The 20,848-nt window shown below is 41.0% G+C and carries 19 protein-coding genes; 10 read left to right on the top strand and 9 right to left on the bottom strand.

Features of this window, described 5'->3' with window-relative positions; all coding sequences use genetic code 11:
• Positions 1-208: 208 nt before the first annotated feature.
• Positions 209-748: a 2-C-methyl-D-erythritol 2,4-cyclodiphosphate synthase gene (gene ispF, locus THC_RS00850; RefSeq protein ID WP_231938357.1), complete on the top strand. Its 540-nt coding sequence runs from the start codon at positions 209-211 to the stop codon at positions 746-748.
• Between the two features lie 125 nt (positions 749-873).
• Positions 874-1,338, top strand: a complete 465-nt coding sequence (locus tag THC_RS00855) for an FKBP-type peptidyl-prolyl cis-trans isomerase (protein ID WP_068511980.1) — start codon at positions 874-876, stop codon at positions 1,336-1,338.
• Positions 1,339-1,367: 29 nt separating this feature from the next.
• On the opposite strand, the gene THC_RS00860 is transcribed toward THC_RS00855, so the two are convergent.
• The 9 genes from THC_RS00860 to THC_RS00895 all read right to left on the bottom strand — a co-directional run bounded on the left by THC_RS00860 (position 1,368) and on the right by THC_RS00895 (position 11,567).
• Positions 1,368-2,558: a homocysteine biosynthesis protein gene (locus THC_RS00860; RefSeq protein WP_068511983.1), complete on the bottom strand. Its 1,191-nt coding sequence runs from the start codon at positions 2,556-2,558 to the stop codon at positions 1,368-1,370.
• Positions 2,559-2,633: 75 nt separating this feature from the next.
• Positions 2,634-3,227 (bottom strand): CBS domain-containing protein, encoded by a 594-nt coding sequence (locus tag THC_RS00865; protein ID WP_068511986.1) that lies wholly within the window; start codon positions 3,225-3,227, stop codon positions 2,634-2,636.
• A 130-nt stretch (positions 3,228-3,357) separates the two neighbouring features.
• Positions 3,358-3,483 carry a ribonuclease HepT family protein gene (locus tag THC_RS09655; protein WP_269447035.1) on the bottom strand — a complete coding sequence of 42 codons (126 nt, stop codon included), beginning with the start codon at positions 3,481-3,483 and terminating at the stop codon, positions 3,358-3,360.
• Positions 3,484-3,787: 304 nt separating this feature from the next.
• A complete protein-coding gene (gene uvrA / locus THC_RS00870) occupies positions 3,788-9,022 on the bottom strand; it encodes an excinuclease ABC subunit UvrA (RefSeq protein ID WP_068511988.1) in 5,235 nt (1,744 codons plus the stop codon).
• A 5-nt stretch (positions 9,023-9,027) separates the two neighbouring features.
• A complete protein-coding gene (gene dksA, locus THC_RS00875) occupies positions 9,028-9,390 on the bottom strand; it encodes an RNA polymerase-binding protein DksA (protein WP_068511990.1) in 363 nt (120 codons plus the stop codon).
• A gap of 18 nt (positions 9,391-9,408) precedes the next feature.
• Complete coding sequence (gene moaC, locus THC_RS00880; RefSeq protein ID WP_068511993.1) at positions 9,409-9,885, bottom strand: cyclic pyranopterin monophosphate synthase MoaC; 477 nt, start codon at positions 9,883-9,885, stop codon at positions 9,409-9,411.
• Positions 9,878-11,056 (bottom strand): molecular chaperone DnaJ, encoded by a 1,179-nt coding sequence (dnaJ, locus tag THC_RS00885; protein WP_068511995.1) that lies wholly within the window; start codon positions 11,054-11,056, stop codon positions 9,878-9,880. Before dnaJ ends, moaC begins: the two co-directional genes overlap by 8 nt.
• Before the next feature lie 4 nt (positions 11,057-11,060).
• Positions 11,061-11,327 (bottom strand): DNA-directed RNA polymerase subunit omega, encoded by a 267-nt coding sequence (gene rpoZ / locus THC_RS00890; RefSeq protein ID WP_068511998.1) that lies wholly within the window; start codon positions 11,325-11,327, stop codon positions 11,061-11,063.
• An 18-nt stretch (positions 11,328-11,345) separates the two neighbouring features.
• Positions 11,346-11,567, bottom strand: coding sequence for a NifU family protein (locus THC_RS00895; RefSeq protein WP_068512001.1), 222 nt, complete (start codon positions 11,565-11,567; stop codon positions 11,346-11,348).
• 109 nt (positions 11,568-11,676) lie between these two features.
• Here THC_RS00895 and ilvD point away from each other — a divergent pair, with 109 nt between their 5' ends.
• The 8 genes from ilvD (at position 11,677) to flgB (ending at position 20,847) form a co-directional block, all read left to right on the top strand.
• Positions 11,677-13,332: a dihydroxy-acid dehydratase gene (gene ilvD, locus THC_RS00900; protein ID WP_068512004.1), complete on the top strand. Its 1,656-nt coding sequence runs from the start codon at positions 11,677-11,679 to the stop codon at positions 13,330-13,332.
• Positions 13,329-14,096 (top strand): MlaE family ABC transporter permease, encoded by a 768-nt coding sequence (locus THC_RS00905; RefSeq protein WP_068512006.1) that lies wholly within the window; start codon positions 13,329-13,331, stop codon positions 14,094-14,096. Before ilvD ends, THC_RS00905 begins: the two co-directional genes overlap by 4 nt.
• Before the next feature lie 5 nt (positions 14,097-14,101).
• Positions 14,102-14,851 carry an ABC transporter ATP-binding protein gene (locus tag THC_RS00910; RefSeq protein ID WP_068512010.1) on the top strand — a complete coding sequence of 250 codons (750 nt, stop codon included), beginning with the start codon at positions 14,102-14,104 and terminating at the stop codon, positions 14,849-14,851.
• A gap of 2 nt (positions 14,852-14,853) precedes the next feature.
• A complete protein-coding gene (locus THC_RS00915) occupies positions 14,854-15,891 on the top strand; it encodes an MlaD family protein (protein WP_068512013.1) in 1,038 nt (345 codons plus the stop codon).
• Positions 15,892-16,188: 297 nt separating this feature from the next.
• The gene (locus THC_RS00920) at positions 16,189-17,196 is read left to right on the top strand and encodes a sigma-54 interaction domain-containing protein (protein ID WP_068512016.1); all 1,008 of its coding nucleotides are present in this window, start codon (positions 16,189-16,191) and stop codon (positions 17,194-17,196) included.
• A 21-nt stretch (positions 17,197-17,217) separates the two neighbouring features.
• Entirely contained in the window at positions 17,218-19,071 is a 1,854-nt protein-coding gene (locus THC_RS00925; RefSeq protein WP_148638795.1) for a tetratricopeptide repeat protein, read from the top strand.
• Complete coding sequence (locus tag THC_RS00930) at positions 19,061-20,452, top strand: sigma-54 interaction domain-containing protein (protein ID WP_148638796.1); 1,392 nt, start codon at positions 19,061-19,063, stop codon at positions 20,450-20,452. Before THC_RS00925 ends, THC_RS00930 begins: the two co-directional genes overlap by 11 nt.
• Positions 20,452-20,847, top strand: coding sequence for a flagellar basal body rod protein FlgB (flgB, locus tag THC_RS00935; protein ID WP_068512023.1), 396 nt, complete (start codon positions 20,452-20,454; stop codon positions 20,845-20,847). The genes THC_RS00930 and flgB overlap by 1 nt, the downstream gene beginning before the upstream one ends.
• The last annotated feature ends 1 nt before the right edge of the window (position 20,848 follow it).

The following is a 20,848-nucleotide window of genomic DNA, read 5'->3' on the forward strand; positions in this document are numbered from 1 at the left end:
TATTTTAATATTTTTTTCCTTTTGCATAAATTCATAGGCTTATAAGAAAAAGGGTGGTAAAAGGTGAGAGGTGAGAGGTGAAAGGTGAAAGGTAGAAATAGGGATAAAAAATTTATACAGTGAAGGTTTTAAAATTCGTGATAAAAGGATAGGGATATCCAAATTATTTGCCAAAAGAGGCAAAGAGGCAGATAAAGTCTCAAAAGATATGGAGGTATATATTTTTCTTGAAGTAGAAAGGGAAAGTGCTAAAATATTGAATATGGAAAAAAGGCTTTCCTTTGCCCTGAGTTTTGATATACACCCCTTGGTTGAGGGAAGAAGGTTTATTCTGGGAGGAGTGGAGATTCCCTTTGCCCTTGGTCTTCTTGGGCATTCAGATGGGGATGTTCTCTTACATGCCCTTACGGATGCTATACTTTCAGCAGGAGGCTTTCCGGACATAGGAAGCCTTTTTCCAGACCAGGACCCTCAATATAAAAATAAAGAAAGTTCTTTTTTTGTAGAAAAGGCCCTTGAGCTCATTCATGAAAAGGGTTTAAGGGTCTATCAGGCTGATTTGACTGTTATTTTGGATAAACCTAAGATAGCTCCCTATTACGGGGAGATAAAGCAAAAAATAGCTCAGATTTTGAGGATTTCAGAGGAATCTATCAGTCTTAAGGCTCGCACCACAGAAGGATTAATCTTTCAATCTGAGAGGCCTGGTGTGATAGCCTTGGCTCTGGTTGTTCTTGAAAAATTTTAAAGTTATTTAAAAAACTTGTATTTTTAAATTTTGATGTTATTTTTTGAGAAGGTAGAGGTTTGAGTTCTTAGAGTCCCATTCTCTAAGGTCTCATCTTCTATCAAATAAGTTAAAGGGGTTTGGATATGCGTAAAGTGCAGGTTGGAGATGTAGTAAGCATTCATTGTGTGGGAAGGCTTGGTTCTGGTGAGGTCTTTGAAGATACCTCTCAGGGTGATCCCTTTGTTTTTGAGGTAGGATCTCCTGAGATTATTCCTGGACTTTCTGAGGCAGTGCTGGGAATGAGCGAGGGAGAAGAAAGAGAGGTTGTTATTCCAAAGGAAAAGGCCTTTGGTGAGAGAGATGAAAATCTCATTAGGAATATTCCAAGGGAGGGTCTAAGTCTTGATGTTGAGCCTACTCCGGGGTTAATGCTGAATCTTATTGTAGATACCCCTCAAGGGGAGATGACCTTTCCTGCCATGGTGATTGATGTAAGTCCAGAAGAAATCCTTCTGGATCTAAATCCTCCTCTGGCAGGAGAAGACCTCTATTTCCACATTAAACTCGTAAAGATTTTGAATGAGTCAGAATCAAACATAATCCTTTGAGATAAAAGGGGGCCTTGGCCCCCCTTATCTTATCTCATGGGAAATAGTTCTGCACCCTGAAGAGGTGCTACTGGTTCAGTAAGAAGCATCTCGCCCCTTTGAATCCATCCCTTTAGGATTTCAGCGACTTCCTTGGATTTGATAAAGCTTGTTATAGGAACTGTAGAAACCTCTTTGCCCAGAATATTAATTTTTCCACTTTTAAGCTCTGCATAACTAACAATACCATAATTGCGCTTTATACCATTGGGATAGTCCTGGGAGTAGTCAACTACCTGGGCGAGAAGGTCTTCATCTGAGAGACCAGCCCATTCGGCAACCTGTTCATTAAGAATAGGAATGGGTATTCCTAAACCCACAGCTAAGGAACAGCCATATCCTAAATGACTTGTGCCAATTAACCACTCAGGTTTCATCTCCTTTAGATTGCCAAGGACCATAAGGGTTGCAGCTGGTTGAATGGGAACCCCTTTGGGACTTCGCTTGACCTCCATTTTGTGCTGGGTCCCTGCCCAGACTACATATCCCTTTGTGCCACCAAGAAAAATGCGCGTTCCAATTCCAATAGTCTTAAGATAGGGGTCTTTAAAAAGAGGTGAGAGACAACCAGCTGTAGCATAATTGGCATTACCTACATTAGGACGAAGAATTCCCATATAAGTATAAAGTATCTTATCCGAAAGGTTGATGGCTACATTGTAATTCTGGTAACTGTTCCTTGGATTACAAAGGACTGCATTGACAAGATCATGAATAGTAATCTCCATTTCTAAGGATTTCCTTGGGTAGCAGTGGGTTCCATAGGCTGTAGCCCTGAGTAAAAGCTTTTTTCCAGCTACAAGATCGTGGATGACATGGCCTCCTCCATAAAGGAATTGCCCGGGAAAGACCTTATTTAAGGGGTCATCTTCCTTGGTTTCCGTTGCCCCTATGTAAATATCAACTGCAGCAAGCCCAGCATAGGCTGGAACATCGTTTAACCAGACCCGATAGGCCTTAATGGTGGGGATGGAATGTCCAAAGTTAATAAAGGCCCCGGATGAGCACATCGGGGAAAAGGTCCCTGTAGTCACCACATCCACTTCCTTAGCTGCCTTAACCGGGCCAATCTCTTTAACAAGAACTGAAAACTCTTCAGCAGTTAAAACAACAACCTGCCCCTTTTCTATCCTTTTATTGATCTCTTCAATACTTCTTTTCACCTTGAAATCTTCAGCCATTTTTGACCTCCTATAAAATAGAGTTAACTTATAAAAATATAAACTTTATCCGAAAGATAAAAAAAATCAAGGGCCCTATTCAATAAAGGCCAAAACTTTATGACCCTTGGATTCCAGGGTTGAGGCTAAACTTTCAAGGGGCATCTGTTCTAAGCGAATAAAATAAACCTTCTCTCCATTAAGACTAACATCCATCCCGATAGAGATGATTTTTCCTCCTCTTTTTTTAATCTCTTCAAGGACATCTTCTAAATGATCATCTAAGGGGACGACATCAATTCTTGAGGAGGCCTTGAGAATTCCCATAAGTTCAATGAAGGCCTCTAAAATATCTGTAACTGTAATTATCCCAACAAGCTTTCCTTGAGAGACAACAGGCAGCCCACCAATCTTATATTTATAAATAAGACGAGCGGCTTCATCTATAGAGGTCTCTGGGTCAATAACTACAGGATTAATTATCATAACCTCCCGGAGAGGAAGAGATATTTTTTCTGGAGTCAGATAGGGTCTAAGGCTACTTTCCGTTACCAGGCCCTTAAGGTTCTCTTTTTCTGTAACAGGTAGATGTCTGATTGAGTGAAGTTTCATTAACTGAAGGGCATCTTCAACTGTGTGTTCCGGGGAGATGGTTATCACATCTCGAATCATCCAATTTTTAACCTTCATTCTTTTGACACCTCCGCTTAACCTTTTTTAAACTATACCACAATTTATGCAGATGCAAGCCAGGTTTAACAGTAGTTCCCTCAGCTATAGACATTTATTTCTGTAGCTGAGTGTTTTGCAGGGTAGGGGACTATAGGCTCCCTACATTTTCAATATTCTCAAAAAAATCCTCATAACTTAAACCTGATACATACTTTTTTATTCGTTTGCACGCTTCAAGGATATCAAGCAGATACTCTTTATCGGTTCTACGCATAAACTATACTCCTTTTGATTTCCTCTTTGATGTAGGGAATCCTTATAGTTTCAATGCTGTCCTTTGTCAAAAGATCCACTTTCTTAGCACCAAGTAAATTTTCCAGATACTCTACGAGTGTATGCGTCCATATCTTTTGAGACTTAATGAGAAATTTTTCTTCCAGCTCTTTCCATTTTCCATCCCCTCACCTCTCACCTCTCACCTTTTCCCTTTTCCCATTTTACCACCTTTCCTTTTTCTTGTAAGGATATGAACTTATGCAGCCCAGCCCTCGTTTATAAAGCCAGTGATTAGTATCTATTTATTGAATAGACAAATAGTCTTTTAAGGCTTGAGAGGTTGGGGTTTTAACTGTAAGGAAGTCCTCAATTCTTCCCTGAAAGAGGATCTCCCCTCCCCTTTCTCCTCCTTCTGGACCAAGCTCTATTATCCAGTCCGCAGACTTAATGATTTCAAGATTATGTTCAATGATTATGACTGTATGCCCTCTGTCTACTAACTCTTGCAGCACCTTCATGAGTTTTTCCACATCCAGGATGTGTAGCCCTGTTGAGGGTTCATCTAAAAGATAAAGGATAGGTTTATGATGTATCTTTCCAAGTTCTTTGGCAAGCTTTATTCTCTGAGCCTCCCCTCCGGAAAGGGTTGGACTTGGTTGGCCCAGAGAAAGATAGTCAAGCCCTATTTCACAGGGAAGATTTAGCTTGTGGGCTATAAAGGGATAGTTTTTAAAAAATTCTCGAGCACTTTCAAAGTCCATCTCAAGGACCTCAGCTATATTTTTGCCCTTAAGGGTTATCTCAAGGGTCTCAGAATTATATCTCTTTCCCCCACAAAACTCACAAGTCTGATAAATAGAAGGTAAAAACTGGATCTCTACTTTGAGTTTCCCCTGCCCTTTACAATAAGGACACTGCCCTTCAGGGGTGTTAAAGGAGAATCTTCCTTCTTTATAACCCCTTTCTCTGCTTAATCTTGTCTGAGCAAAGGCCCGACGGATCTCGGTAAAGACTTGAATATAGGTAGCTGGAACAGATCTGATGGTATTTCCGATTGGAGAGTGATCCACTAAATAAACCTCTCTTAAGGTCTCAAAGCCCTCTATAGCTTTTATACCAAAAAGTCCTTTTTCTTCATCGCTACTTAAGATATTTTTCAGATTTTCATAAAGGGCCTCGCAAACAAGAGTGGACTTCCCGGAACCTGAAACACCCACAACACAGATCAGATTTCCAAGGGGAAAGTTGACCTCAAGGTCTTTGAGATTTCGTAGAGTGACCCCTTTCATTTTAAGAAAATTTTTTTGAGGTCTGAATCTGCTTGTGATAGTTTTACGAGCTTTGTTTTTAATAGCCTTAGCAGTAAGGGAATCTTCACTTTTAAGGAGCCCCTCTTTGGCTCCAGCATAGACGACCCAGCCTCCTTTTTTTCCGCCACCTGGCCCGAGATCTACCACATAATCACTTTCTAAAATAACGGACTCATCATGCTCAACCACTATTATCGTATTTCCCTTATCCCGAAGTTTCTTTAATACCGCAAGGAGTTTAGAGGTATCCTTAGGATGGAGCCCTATAGTTGGTTCATCGAGAATGTAAGCTACCCCAGTAAGATTACTTCCAATTTCCCCTGCAATTCTTACCCTTTTTGCCTCACCTGCTGAAAGGGTATCCGCGGAACGGGAGAGAGTAAGATAGGAAAGGCCAAGCTCTGAAAGGGAATTAAGTCGGTGTAAGATCTCGGGAAGAAGAGTCTCCGCAAGGATCTTATCTTTACCTTCAAAGGAGAGACCTTTAATAAACTCATAGGCCCTCTCAATTGAAAGCTCGCAAAGCTCAGGTAAGGATAGTTTATTAATTTTATAATAATAGACCTCTTTTCGATATCTGCTTCCCTTACAGCTTGGACAGGTTTTTTCATCAACTACCCCAAGTCCTCCACAACTTGGACAGGCTCCAACCTTGGTATTGAAGGCAAAAAGAAGGGGATCTGGATCAGGAAGACTTACTCCACAATTTATACAGACCCTCTTTTGAGAGAGAAAGAATTCCTTAGACCTGGTCTTAAGAATGACGGAGCCTTTGCCCTCAGAGAGACCTTTTTCAAAAAGATTTAAAAAAGCCTCCTCTGAATGAGGTTGCCCTAAGGAAAGCTCTATGTTGTGTTCCTTAAAGCGAGAAATTTCAGGAATAGGTGGAATTTTATAAAAAGTCCCATCAATGCGCACCCGGTGAAAGCCTTTTTTAAGCAGACTTTCCAAGAGAGGTCGGTAATGACCTTTGCGATGTCTAACCAGGGGAGCAAGGATTTCAATTTCTTCCTTAATTTGATCTTTCCTGAGTTTCAGGGCTATATTTTTTAGTTCTTCAAGGGTATGGATCTTGAGCTCTGCGCCACAGGAGGGACAGTAAGCTGTGCTCATTCTTGCATAAAGGAGTCTCAGGTAAGGTAAGATTTCGGTAAGGGTTCCAATGGTTGATCTTGGGGAAAGCTCTCCAGATCTCTGTTCAAGAGCGACTGTTGCAGGAAGCCCTGATATATCATCAAAATCAATCTCCTCATAGAGTTTAAAAAATTGTCTGAGATAGGCAGGAAGGGTCTCAAGAAATCTTCTTTGCCCCTCGGTAAAGATAACATCAAAGGCAAGGGTAGACTTACCTGAGCCTGAAAGACCGGTTACTACAATAAATTTCTCTCGGGGTAGATCAAGGTCAAGGTTTTTGAGATTGTGATGTCTTATGCCCCTCAGATGAATAGATTTCTCTTCAGCTTTAAATTTTGAGAGATCACCTTCAAAACCCTTAAGGGTTTTTCCCTTTAAATATTCCTTGAGATATTGAGAGCTTGGGAAGTCTTCCCTGAGAAAGTTTTTAAGACCTCCCTGATAGAGAAGATAGCCACCTTTATCGCCTCCTTCAGGCCCAAACTCAAGGATCCAGTCCGCCTTAAGCATGACCTCGGGGTGATGTTCAACCACGATGACAGTATGTCCCTTCTCTTTCAAAAGGCTAAGAGCGGATAAAAGTTTTTTGATATCCTGGAGATGAAGCCCCACGGTTGGTTCATCTAAAAGTAAAATAGCCTTTCCTGTCTTTATCTGGGAGAGAACCTCTGCAATCTTTAGTCTCTGAGCCTCACCTCCAGAAAGGTTAGCTAAGGGTTGCCCGAGCCTTAGATAGCCAAGCCCGAGGTCCTGTAAGATCTGAAGAAGTTTTTTAATCTCCCGATGATTACCAAAGAAGGTATAGGCCTCATCCACTGTGAGTTCAAGCATTTCCGCAATGTTTTTCCCCCTCCAGCGAATCTCTAAGGTCTCATCCCTAAAGCGTCTTCCTTTACAGACCTCACAGGGAATTAGAAGGTCTGAGAGAAACTGCATCTCCACAATCTCAAAACCAAGCCCCTTGCAGTTCGGGCACTGGGCTGTCTCAGAATTAAAGGAAAAATAAGCCTCACTATAACCAAATTTCTGAGCCTCTTCAGTGCTGGCAAGTAGCTTTCTAAGAAAAGGATAGATCCCCATAAAGGTAGCCACTACTGAACGGGGAGAGCGAGCCAGTGGTTCCTGGGTTAAGTAAAGAACTTGATACTGAGGAGGAAAATTGGAGATTCCTTGGCAAAACTCAGGGCTTCTTCCCTCTCGAAGGGCTAAAAGACCTTTGTAGAGGATCTCTTCTAAAAAAGTAGATTTTCCTGAACCTGATACTCCCGTTATTACAGTTATAGCCTCCAGAGGGATTTGGGCTGAGACCTCCTTGAGATTAAATCTTTTGGCTCCCCTTATCTCAATAAAATTGGAGAGCCTTCCATCCAGATTTTCCAGCTCTCTTTTTATTTTAAGTTCTTTAAGGGCTTGAGAGGTAGGTGTATCTTTATTTAGGATCTCCTCAGGAGAGCCTGCGTGTAGAAGATAGCCTCCACCTTCTCCTCCCTCTGGCCCAAGATCTACAAGAAAATCCGAGTTTAGAATGACCTCAGGGTCATGCTCTACCACCACGACGGTATTATTTTTAGAGACCAGATGGTGCATGAATTCAAGGACCTTGGAGGTATCTCTTGGATGAAGACCTGTAGTCGGTTCATCCAGGAGGTAGAGAGTTTCAACAAGATTTGAGGATAGGGCCCGGGTGAGCATGCAGCGATTAACCTCTCCACCTGATAAGGTTTTACTGGCTCTGTTTAAGGTTAAATAGGAGAGCCCAACCCCGGTAAGATAGCTCAGTCTTCTCTGAATCTCAAGGGCTAATCTTTCTCCCACAGGACTGAGCCCCTTTTGAAGGAGCCTTTCAATAAAAGTTTTAGCATCCTCTATCTCTAATTGATAAAAATCTCCAATATTGAGGTCATCAATATAAAAATACAGGGCCTTGGGGTTAAAGCGTGTTCCTTGACAGGTTGGACAGATTACCTCTCTTCTGAGCCTTGAAAGAAGAATCCGAAAATGAGGTTTGTAGCGATGAGCAGTTAACCAGTCCACCACCTCTTTTAAACCATACCAGCTACCTTCTCCATTAAATATTTTCTCCTTGATCTCATCAGGATACTGAGAAAAGGGTATATCCAAGCTTATCCCTTTTTTCCTTAGGTACTCAAAGAGATCCATTTTTACATCTAAAAGGACGGGAAAGTCAAGCACAGGGATAGCCCCTTTGCGTAAGGAAATTTCAGGAAATTTTACCAAGGCTTCAAGATCAACTTTTAGCAAATTACCAAAGCCCTTACAGTCTGGACAAGCTCCTTGAGAGGTATTATAGGAAAAAAGGGCTGGATTCTTGGCTGGGGCCTTAAATCCACAAACGGGACATTCTTCTTTTGAAGAATAGGTGAATTCCTCTCCATATAGGGTCCTGATCTTGAAATGTTCAGCAATTTTTAAAGCCTGTTCAATAGAAGAGATAAGCTCATATCTATTTTCATTTTCAATCCTTAGACGATGAAGGAGAATCTCAAGTTCTTCCACCTCTGGAAGGGTTTCCATTTCATCAAGCTCACAGACCTTGCCTTGAAGAAAGACTCTGGTGAAACCTGAAGAAATAAGCCCCTCTTTAAGGATCTGTAGATCGTGCTCTACCCTTTGGGGCACAAGAAGATAGATAAGTTCCCCTTGAAAATTTTTAAGGATTTCTTGAGCTAAGGCTTCCGGATCCTTGGGGGTAATGGGGATATTACAGATAGGACATCTGGGAAAAGATTGATGATAATAGAGCATCTTAGCAAAGTGGCTAATCTCAGTGAGAGTAGCTACTGTTGAGCGGGAGGTTTTTATAAAATTTCCCTGTGGAAAAGCAAGGGCAGGGGGAATATTTTTTAGATCCTTAACCAAGGGTTTAGGGAGTCTTTCTAAAAACTGACGAATATATGTTGAAAAGGTCTCTAAATAACGCCTGCTTCCCTCAGCATAGAGGGTATCAAAGACAAGACTTGATTTACCTGCTCCAGATACACCAGTAACAACAATCAGGTGATAAAAGGGAAGAAAGAGGTCAAATCCTTTGAGGTTATTTTGTTGGAGGGAATAAAGTTCTATGTATTTCAAAGGGTTTATTCACCCTTAATTTTCTCCATACGCTCCTGAGCTCTTTTACAGTCAATGCAAAGGGTGGCTTCTGGTCTGGCTAAGAGTCTTTTTTCGTCAATTTCTGCTCCACAGGCCTCACATACCCCATAGGTTCCCTCTTCAATCTTACGCAGGGCTTTTTCTATCTTTTTAAGAAGTTTTTGTTCTCTATCTCTAAGCCTCAATCCTAAAACTAAATTGCTCTCCCGTGTGGCCTGATCTACTGCATCAGGAAGGTTCTCCGTTCCCTCTTCAAGTTCCTTTAAGGTTTCCATAACATCTCTCAGGATCTCCTCTCTCCTTTTAAGCAGGAGTTCTTTGAATTGTTGAAGTTTCTCTTTTTCCATCCCCTCCTCCCCGTAAGTTTATTCAAAGGTAACTTCTCCGCTTTTTCCTCCGCTTTTATAGGTCAAACGGATATTATGTATTCGGATTCCCTTATGCAGGGCCTTGCACATATCATAAATAGTAAGAGCTGAAACTGAGACAGCGGTTAGGGCCTCCATTTCCACTCCGGTCTGGGCATTAGTTTTAACCTCAGCTGTAATTTCAATGGAAGAGCGCTCTTTTAAAAAATCAAAGGTTATTTCAACTTGAGTTATAGGTAAAGGATGACAAAGGGGGATAAGCTCGGAAGTTTTTTTGGCTGCAAGGATACCTGCAATTTTTGCACAGGCCAGAAAGTCCCCTTTGGGCACATCTTGAGACAAGACCCGAGGATAGATCTCTTCAGGAAAGATTACTTCTCCCTTGGCAATAGCTCTTCTTGCTGTTGTGATTTTATGGCCCACATCTACCATATGAAGGCTTCCGTTCTCTTTCAGGTGAGTAAAATCAGGCATCTTTGCCACCAAAGAGAAATTTTTCCCAGAAACCCTCTTTCTTGGGCTTAGGATCTGACTTTTTTTCTTTTTTCTTCCCCTCTAAGGAATCTCCATTTCTTGAGTCAGATTTTATCCAGCCCTCTTTTTCAGCCAAATTTTTGAGAATCTCCATTCCTTCGGGACTCAGTTTTTTGGGAAGTTCTACCTTAACTTTTAAAATAAGGTCTCCCCTTTCCTTGGTTCTCCAGTCAGGAAGTCCTTCGCCTTTAAGGATAAGCTCTTCTTCAGGCTGAGTTCCAGGAGGAATCCTCACCTCAAGGGATTTTCCAAAATAGGGAAGAGTAAGAGTCTCTCCAAGGATAGCAGATACAAAGTTTACCTTTATCTCTCCAAAGACATGATTCTTTTCTCTGCGGAAATAACGATGGGGTTTGACCCGGATTCTGACATAGAGATCTCCAGGACGACCTCCATAAAGTCCTCCTTCACCCTCTCCCTGAAGGCGAAAAATACTTCCATCCTCAACCCCTGGAGGAATAGATATTTTTAGAGACCTTTTTCTCCGTATCCTTCCATTCCCTTTACAGGAAGGGCATTTCTCAACGAAGGTTGAGCCTTTCCCTCCACATTCAGGACAGAGATAGGCAACCCTGAAAAAGCCCTCTCTATAATGGACCTTTCCTTTGCCCTGGCATGCTTCACAGAGTTTTACACCTTTCACGGGATCATAACCCAGACCCTGACAGGTCTCACAGGTTTCCCATCTCTCAATCTCCAGATCAATTTGGGTCTCCTCTTTAAAGAGGTCTTCAAAGTTAATCCAGACCTCTGTTGAAAGGTCTGCCCCATTTCTTTTTTTCTTTGAGGGGCCTTCTTCAAAGGAGAACCCAAAAAACTCTTCAAAAAGGTCTGAGAAGCTTTGAAAGATGTCAGAAATATCTTCAAAGCCTCTGTATCCTGAACTCTTAAGCCCTACATAACCCTCTTGGTCGTAAATAGCTCTTTTGGCTGGATCTGAAAGGACTTCGTAAGCCTCAGAAATGTCCTTGAATTTTTCCTCGGCAGATTTATCACCTTGATTGCGATCCGGGTGAAATTGCATAGCGAGCCTGCGATAGGCTCGCTTTATCTCATCCTGAGTTGCATTTCTGGGGACTCCGAGAATAGCGTAGTAGTCTTTATAATTCATAGCTTTAAGGATTTAGGCTTTTCTGTTTCAGAATCTCGGAGATCTCGTAAGGAGTAGAAGGTTTTTCTCTTTTAACCAGATCTTTTATGTTTTCTGGGGTTACTGCTCCTTGGGCAATTTCTCTTAAAGCTAAAACAATCTCCTTGTTATCCGCATTGATTAAAGGCTCAGCCCCTTCCCTTAGTTGTTTAACTCGCTCAATAGTTAAGCGAATCAGCCTAAATCTGCTGGGCACTGCTTTTAAACAGTCTTCAACAGTTACTCTGGCCATTTTGACCTCCTGCTAATCTTAGACAGCAACTACTTCAGATACCTCAGGGACTTCTCTTTTGAGATACCTTTCAATACCCATCTTGAGAGTCATCATGGACATGGGGCAACACCCGCAGGCTCCCTGTAGTCTGACCTTAACCACGCCATCCTCAGTAATCTCCACAAGCTCCACATCTCCACCATCAGCCTGAAGCATAGGTCTTACCTTTTCAAGGGCCTTTTCAACCGCTTCTCTCATAACTTACCTCCTGAAAATTTTTAAATAATTTAATACATTTTTTCTTGACAGCAAGCTCTTTGTTTATTACAATCATTTTAATCTCAGAAAACTTTGTGGAGGTAAAGAGGTGAGGAGCGATAAGATTAAAAAGGGTTTGGAGAGAGCACCCCATAGATCCCTACTTCGGGCCCTTGGGTTTAGTGATGATGAGCTTAAGGCACCTCTCATTGGAATTGCTAATTCTTTTAATGAGATTATTCCAGGGCACATTCATCTTAAAGACATAGTATCAGCAGTCAAGGCAGGTATCAGGCAGGCAGGGGGAGTCCCTGTTGAGTTTGGAGTTATAGGGGTCTGTGATGGCTTAGCTATGAATCACGAAGGCATGAAATACTCTCTGGTTAGCAGGGATCTTATTGCAGATTCCATTGAAATAATGGCTCAGGCGCATGCCTTTGACGGGCTTGTTTTAGTAACAAGTTGTGACAAGATTACTCCTGGTATGCTTATGGCTGCCTTTAGAATTAATATTCCTTCCATTTTAATAGCTGGAGGCCCCATGCTTACAGGAGAATTTAGGGGCCGAAAGGTCAACCTTATCTCTGCCTTTGAGGGAGTAGGTAGAGTGAAACGCGGGGAGATGACAGAAGAAGAGCTTTATGAGCTTGAGGCCTGTGCCTGTCCAACCTGCGGTTCCTGTGCAGGTATGTTTACTGCCAATTCCATGAATTGTTTAACAGAGGCCCTTGGAATGGCCTTACCTGGAAATGGCACTATTCCAGCTGTTTATGCCGACAGAATTCGTTTAGCTAAGGAGACAGGGAAGGCTATTGTGCATTTAGTAAAAAAAGGCCTGACTCCAAGGAAAATTGTTTCAGAAGCCTCTTTCAGGAATGCTATCTCTGTGGATATGGCCCTTGGCTGCTCTACTAACACTGTCCTTCATCTTATGGCCATTGCTAAAGAGGCGGGTATCCCCCTTAATTTAAAGACCTTTGATGAGATTTCTCGGCAAACTCCCGTTCTTGCTAAACTCATTCCTGCAGGTCCGCATAGCGTTCCAGAACTCCATCAGGCTGGAGGAATACCTGCTGTGATGAAGGAACTATCCAAGCTCGGTTTGATAGACCTCTCCACTCAAACTGTATCAGGGAAAAAGTTAGGGGAGCTTCTTTCAAAGGTTGAGAATAGAAATCCGGAGGTTTTGAGACCCGTTGAGAAGGCCTATAGTTTAGAAGGGGGTATTGCCATTCTTTACGGAAATCTCGCTCCTGAAGGAGCTGTGGTGAAGACCAGCGCTGTTTTGCCTGAAATGATGAAACATACAGGGCCTGCTCGAGTCTTTAATTCCGAAGAGGAGGCTTATTCAGCTATTCTTGCAGGCAAAATTAAGGCAGGAGATGTAGTGGTTATCCGTTATGAAGGCCCCAAAGGAGGACCAGGTATGCGAGAGATGCTATCTCCTACCTCTGCTATCATTGGTATGGGACTGGGAGGATCTGTTGCCCTTCTTACCGATGGTCGCTTTAGCGGGGGAACTCAAGGAGCATGCATTGGGCATATCTCACCTGAGGCAGCTGAAGGTGGGCCTATTGCCCTTGTTGAAGAGGGAGATCTTATTGAGATTGATATACCTGAAAGAAGGCTTGAGCTTAAGATTTCAAAGGAAGAGCTCCTTAAAAGGAAAAAGCTTTGGAAACCTCCTAAGAAAAAATTAAAAGGGGTCTTGAAAAAATATCATACTTTAGTAAAATCAGCCTCAACTGGGGCTATTTTAGAATGAATCCCTTTTTTAAACTTGGAAAAGGTTTTATCAGGTTAATTCAAGAATCTGGTGGTATCTTTCTCTTTTTCTGGCAAGCCTTTTTCTATACCTTTACCCCTCCTTTAAGAATAAGACTGTATTTTAAACAGATGGAGTTTATTGGGGTTAAGTCCTGGTTAGTAGTTTCCCTGACAGCCCTTTTTTCTGGTATGGTTACAGCCTATCAGGTGCATCACGCTCTAATTAAATTTGGTGGGCAGAGTGTGTTAGGTGGGGTTGTAGCTTTAACGCTTACTCGAGAGCTTGGGCCTGTGCTTTCTGCTATAATGGTAGTAGCCAGGGCTGGTTCAGCTATAACCGCTGAGATAGGAAGTATGCGTATAACGGAGCAGATAGATGCCCTCAAGATTATGGCAGTTAATCCTATTCAATATCTGATTACCCCAAGGCTCTGGGCTGCTATGCTTGTAGTTCCCCTGCTTACAGCCATGGCTGATCTGATTGGTATTGCGGGTGGCTATCTCATAGGTGTCTTTGTTCTGGGAATTGATCATGGGATCTTTATGGCCAGAATGGAAGATATGGTTGAGCTGATTGATATTATGAGTGGAATATACAAATCCATTTTTTTTGGGGCCTTTATGGTAGCTGTTTGTGGTTATAAGGGTTATTTTGCCTCTGGTGGGGCAGAAGGTGTGGGGAAAGCAACTACTGAGGCAGTGGTTATTTCCTCAGTAGGTATTCTTATCTCTGATTATATTTTGACAACCATTTTCTTTTAAGAACTATGATAAAAATTGTAAATCTCAAAAAAAGCTTTAATTCCTTTCAAGTCTTAAAAGGGGTTAATCTGGAAATTCCAGCGGATAAAATAACCTTTATCATGGGAGGAAGTGGGACAGGTAAAAGTGTGCTTTTAAAGCATATTGTGGGCTTGCTTAGGCCTGATGAAGGGGAGATCTGGTTTGAGAATCAAGATCTTACCAAACTTTCAGAAAGGGAATTTCAGAAGGTCAGGAAAAAGATAGGGCTGCTTTTTCAAGAAGGAGCTCTCTTTGACTCTATGACAGTTGCGGAAAATGTAGCCTTCCCTCTTAAAGAACACACCAAGCTTTCTGGAAAAGAGATTTCCTCTAAGGTGGAAGAGCTTTTATCAGCAGTTGATTTACTTCAGGCTAAGGATAAATATCCTTCTGAACTTTCAGGTGGTATGCGTAAAAGGGCTGCTCTTGCCAGAACCTTGGCCCTTAATCCTCAGGTCATTCTCTTTGATGAGCCCACTACCGGTCTTGATCCTGTCCTTCAAATCACCATTATGGATCTTATCAAAAAGGTCAAAGAGACCTATCATGTTACCTGCGTAATCATTAGTCATGACCTCATCTTGGCCTTTAAGTATGCTGATCATATAGCCTTTTTGCATGAAGGTGTTATTATAGAAGAAGGGGATGTGGAAAAGATTAAGACCTCAACCCATCCTTTTGTAAAGCACTTCAGAGAGAGTGCCCTTTTAGAAACCAAATCTGAGGAGGTGTAAACATGGCCAATAAAGGTGGAACGGAGATAAAAGTAGGTATTTTTGTTTTTCTTGGTATATTGGCCCTACTCTATCTCACTTTTAAGCTTGCTCAGGAGGCCTTTGTTCCTAAGGATACCTATCGTCTTTATGCGGTCTTTAATAGCGTTTCTGGATTGATTAGAGGGGCTAAAATTGAGATGGCAGGTGTCCCTATTGGTAAGGTTGGTGAGATAAGCTTGACACCAGAGGGAAAGGCCAAGGTTGAATTACTTGTCTTTAAAAAATATAAGGTTCAAGAGGATGCAGTGGCAGTAGTGCGCACCTTTGGGGTTCTTGGAGATAAATATGTAGAGATCCGGCCTGGGACATCACAGGTCTATCTTTCTGAGGGAGCTATGATTGCTAAAACCGAAAGTTCCGTTGATCTTGACCAGATTCTTGCTAATATCGGCCCAACTGTAGAAGGTTTAAAGGAGGTTTTGGGGACTCAGGAGGGTAAAGAAAACATTAAAATTCTTGTGGCTAATATAAAGGATGCCTCGGAGAGCTTTAAAAAGATAGCTGAAAAAGTGGATAAAGGGCAGGGCACCCTCGGAAAATTGATAGCTGATGATAAGCTTTATAAAGACCTATCAGCAACCTCCCAGAGCTTGAAAAATATTGCCCAACAAATTGAGAAAGGAGAAGGCACTCTCGGTAAACTTGTTAAGGATGAAACCCTGTATAAAACTTTAAAAAACACCGCCTCCAATCTTGAAAAGGTCTCTCAAAAGCTTGAAAAAGGCGAGGGCACTCTTGGTAAACTTATTAATGAGGATGCCCTATATAAGGATTTACGGGCCCTTTCTAAGGATCTCAAAAATACTGCCCAGAATCTGGATAAGATTGTGGCTCGTTTAGAAAAGGGTGAGGGCACCCTTGGCAAACTCTTAAAGGATGATTCCCTTTATACAGAAGCTAAAAAAACTCTTAAAAGTGTTAACAGAGCTGCCAAAGGGGTAGAAGAACAGGTGCCTATTACAGTCCTTGGAACTGTGGCTGGGGCTGCTATGAAGTAAAAAAGTTATTCCTGCTCAAGATAAAAGATCTTTATGATCCTTTTTCTGGGCATAATAAAGCCTGTCTTGACTTTGATTTAAAATCAATCCAATCCCTACCTGTCTGCCCAATAATGTAAAGGAATACATAATGGACAAACACATAGCCAAAAGAGGGCAAACACATAGGTTTGCCCCTACATAATACAGGTTCATTTTCCTACAACCGAAGTAGTAGAAAAAATCCTCTTGAGTCTCAAGAGATATGGACTTATACAAAAATTTGACACCTGTCAAAAAAGTTATATAATTCACAGCATGAGTTATCTTCTTGAGACAAGAAACCCTCAGATGCAAGAGGTGCTTCAGGTTCTCAAAAAGGTTGCTCCTTCATCAAGTACAGTCCTACTTCTGGGAGAATCAGGAACCGGTAAAGAGGTTTTAGCTAAATATTTGCACCATTGTAGTGGTAGAAAGGGTGCCTTTATAGCTATAAATTGTGCAGCTATTCCGGAAGAGCTTTTAGAGGCTGAGCTTTTTGGTTTTGAGAAGGGAGCTTTTACCGGGGCTTTAAAAGCCAAGCCTGGTAAATTTGAGCTTGCCCAAGGTGGAACCCTTTTTCTGGATGAGATTGGGGATATGCCCCTTAAACTTCAGGCCAAGGTTTTGCGAGCAATTCAAGATAAAGAAATTGAAAGATTAGGAGGGGAGTCCCCTATAAAAGTAAATACCCGCATTGTAGCTGCCACAAATCAAGACCTTGAAAGTTTGGTTAAAGAAGGGCGTTTTAGAGAGGATCTCTACTTCAGGCTTAATGTCATTCCTCTTGTAATCCCTCCTCTTAGAGAAAGAAAAGAGGATATCCCTCTTTTAGCTGAATTTTTACTAAAAAAACTCTGTGAAAGGGAAGAAATACCTAAAAAAAAGCTCTCTCCAGAGGTTTTGGAGAGATTTCTTCTCTATAATTGGCCTGGAAATGTAAGGGAATTTGAAAATCTTCTTGAGAGAATGGTAATTCTATCCGAAGGAGATACTTTATCCTTAGAGGAACTTCCGCCTCATCTCAAAGACCTTAACCCTTCTAATAAAGCTAAGGAAGAGGAAAAAGTCATTGAAGAAAGAAGTTTCTTTGCTAAAAGGGTTTTTGAGCTTCCTGATTTAGAGAGAGAGGAGCTTTCTCTGAATGAGCTTTTAAGGGAGATAGAACTTTATTATCTGAAAAGGGCCCTTGAGCTTTCATCAGGCGTAAAAAGCAAAGCAGCTAAACTTTTAGGGCTTAATAGAACTACCTTTATTGAAAAGCTTAAAAAATATAAATTGGCATAAAATTTGTAAATTTTAACTTTGATGCGTTTTAATTTAATGCGCCCAAGGTCCCTTTTAAGCATAATATTGGCTTTGTGGCTTTTATTGATCTTTTTTAGCTCCTCATCTGGTCAACCCAAGGAGGGGATTTTAAAGAGATTTTTAACCAATGCAACTCCCACAGGAATAGAGGCAGATAGAACTCTAAAGGAAATTGAATCAGCTTTCAGGCTAAAGGATTACGCTAAGGTTATTCAACTTTTTAGCACACTTCCTCCATCTCTTCAACTCTCTCCTGAAGAATTTTTCATGGTTGCGGAAAGCTTTTATCAGACTGGAGAGCCAGAGAAAGCTATAGATTTAGCTGAAAGGGCAAGTAGTTTAAGAAGAGGGAAAGAGCTTTCCTGTTCTGCAGAACTTTTGAAGATTAAGAGTAGATTGCTTCTTGGAAAAGAAAAGGAGGCCTTAAAGGAATTAGATGAGCTTGAAAAAGGCTTTTGTGCTGAACTTGTTGGAGACCAAATTAAAGTTTTGAGAGGCCTTTTGAAAAAAAACTGGGAGGTTGATGTTGATCCAAATCTTATTAAGACCGAGGTTGAGGAATTATATTTAGCCAGATTTAACTACCTTCTTAAAAAAGGTGACTTAAAAGAGGCTGAAAAGATTGCCTTTAATTATCTGAATATCAGTGGAGAATATCAAAAGGGTAAGAATTTTTTCTTCTCCCTGGCAGAGGCCTATTTTAAAAAAGGTGAGATTCCAAGGGCTAAAAAGTTTTATCAACTTATCATCACGGAGTGGGATGTTTCTAAGGAATCCTTTTTATCCAAGTTTAGACTTTATCAAATTGCCTATGAGTCAACCAAAATTAAGGAGCTTTTACCCCCAAAAACTATAGAAGACCTTTTGATGTATATTACTCAGATAAAGGCCAAGTATCCTTCCGAAGGAATTGCTGAGGAGGCTTCTTTTTTAGGTATTCGGATTTATTATGATCAAAGGGACTGGGAAAGGACAAGAAAGAGCACCAAAGAATTTTTAAAAATCTATCCAGAAAGTTCCTTTCTTACCAAAGTTTATGATTATTATTGCCAGGCATCAACCTCTCTTGTGCCAGCTTATTTTCTTCAGGGTAAAGTTGGAGAACTTCAAAAAATAGCTCAGGAAGAAAGGGAAATATTTGAGAAGGCAAACTGCGGGGTCTTTTATTATCACTTAGGGAAGGAATTTTATAGATATAATCTCTATACCCTTAGTAGCTATTATTTCCTTTCAGTTCAGGATTTACCTCTTCCAGGTGAAGTTCTTCCAGATTATTACCTGAAATTGGCTTTTTTAGCAGAAATAAACGGGGAAGAGGAGGTATCCGATATCCTTTTATCTTATCTTCAAAAAAATTTTTCAAAAAAAACAGGGAGCGAACCAGAATATTTATTTTTAAAAACTAAAAAAGCCCTTGCAAAGGATTTAAACTATGGAGTAAATTTGCTAAGGGAGACTCTGAAAACAGCCCTACCAGTAGCTTTTAAGCGGGAGCTGATTTTTCAGGCTTTAAAAAGAGCTATTCAAGCAAAAAGGTTTACTTTAGCTTATGATTTGCTTCAGAATCCCGGTTACGATGCCGGTGAAGGGGATTATCTGTGGTTACTTTCAGAGACCTTTTCTGCTGACCCTAAGCTCTTTGAGAGGATCCTGCTTGAGTCTAAGAAGAAATTTCCAAAAAGCTCGGCTATCCTTTGGCTTGAGGCCTATCATCTTGAGAGAAAGGGGGAACTTAAAAAGACCTCTAATTTATGGGGAAACCTTACTCAAGGGCAGAATTTAGAAAATAGATTAGCCCAGCAATACGAAAAAATTCGCAAACTCACAGAGCGAGCCCAAAAACTTGTCTATTAATATGCAGGAAAAAATTGGTTTAGTTGGTTCCTCCGTAGAGATAAAACTTTTAAAGGAGGCCCTTGAAGAAAGGGGCCTCAAGATTCATTATTGGAAAAAAGAGGAGTTTTCTCAGAATTCTTTTCCTGATGACCTGGGGCTTTTAATTTATGAATTAAATAAAAATGAAAGAGATAATCCCTCTCTGTTAGAGAATCTCCTTAAAAAGAAGAACTTAGCCCTACTTCTCCTTACAGAAGAGATCTCTTTAGAAAAGGCCATAGACTTTATTCGAAGAGGTGCAAGGGATCTTAAGCTATTGAACACTCCCCTTGAACTCTTAGAAAAGGCAGTCCTTTATTTATTGGAAGAAAGAAGGATCATCACCACAGAAGACATTTTTTTGACGCAAGATCCAAGATTGTTAAAAATTCTGGGGGCCTTAGAGGAGGTTGCCAAAACTAAGGCCTCAGTCTTATTGACAGGAGAATCAGGAACCGGAAAAGAGCTTTTAGCTAAATATATACATTCTAAAAGCCCTCGCAAAGGAGGGCCCTTTATTGCCATTAATTGCGCAGCTCTTCCTGAGACCCTCCTTGAATCAGAACTCTTTGGTTTTGAAAAAGGAGCCTTTTCAGGAGCCAATTACAAAAAAAAGGGAAAAATTGAGCTTGCAGATGGGGGAACTCTCCTTCTTGACGAGATCACCGAGATGGGACTCAATCTTCAGAGTAAACTTCTAAGAGTTCTTCAGGAGGGTGAGATTGATCGCTTAGGGGGCTATCATCCCATTAAAGTAGATTTTAGATTAATCTCAACCACAAATCGAGATATTGAAAGGGAAGTGCAGGAAGGGAGATTTAGAAGTGATCTCTTTTATCGCATAAATGTAATTACTGTCAAAGTTCCTCCTCTTCGGGAAAGGAGAGGAGATGTCAAGCTTTTAGCAAAATACTTCCTGGAAAAATTTTCCCTCAGTTATCAGAAAAAGTTTAAGGGATTTACATCTCAGGCCATGCAGTTCTTAGAAAACTATCCCTTTCCAGGAAATGTAAGGGAACTTAAAAACATGCTCGAAAGAGCAGTTATAACCTGTTTAGATGAGGAAATTGATGTCAAACATTTGACAGATCCCTTTAGTGAAGCTTCCTTAAAAACTGAAGAAAGTCAAAGTGAGTCTGTGTCCTCTGTCCTTTCAAATACTGGCACAAATTTTGATAATTCTTTTGAGGAGGTGAAGCCATTAGATGAGATTGAGAGGGAGGCAATTATGAAGGCCTTAAGGCTAACTAAAGGACACAAAGCAAGGGCTGCTGAGCTCTTAGGGATTACAGTGAGAACTTTAAGAAATAAACTCAAGGAATATGAAGAAAGGGGACTTCTTTCTGAAGGAGGGTTCTAATGTGGGGAAATTTTCAAAAACTTTTAGATACGGTTAAGCTTTCTTTAAGACTTAGAACAGAAAGGCATCAGCTTATCTCTTCCAATCTTGCTAATGTGGATACTCCTGGCTATCGTAGAAAGGATCTGCCCTTTGAAAAGATAATGCAGAGCTATATTACTCAGGAAAAGAGTTTAAAGACCACCCATCCTAAACACTTCAAGATGAAGGAAAGAACCTTAGATGATTTGATAAAGAGCTATCAACCCGAAACTCTTGGGACACCTAATAATGTAAGTTTAGAAGAAGAAATGGCAAGCCTGACGGAGAACCAACTCCTTTATGAAAGCACCCTTCAATCTTTAGCCAAAGAGCTTGAGCGCTTGAAGGAGATTATCACAGAGGGAGGTAGATAGA

The organism is Caldimicrobium thiodismutans (genome assembly GCF_001548275.1).
GTDB classification, from domain to species: Bacteria; Desulfobacterota; Thermodesulfobacteria; order Thermodesulfobacteriales; family Thermodesulfobacteriaceae; genus Caldimicrobium; species Caldimicrobium thiodismutans.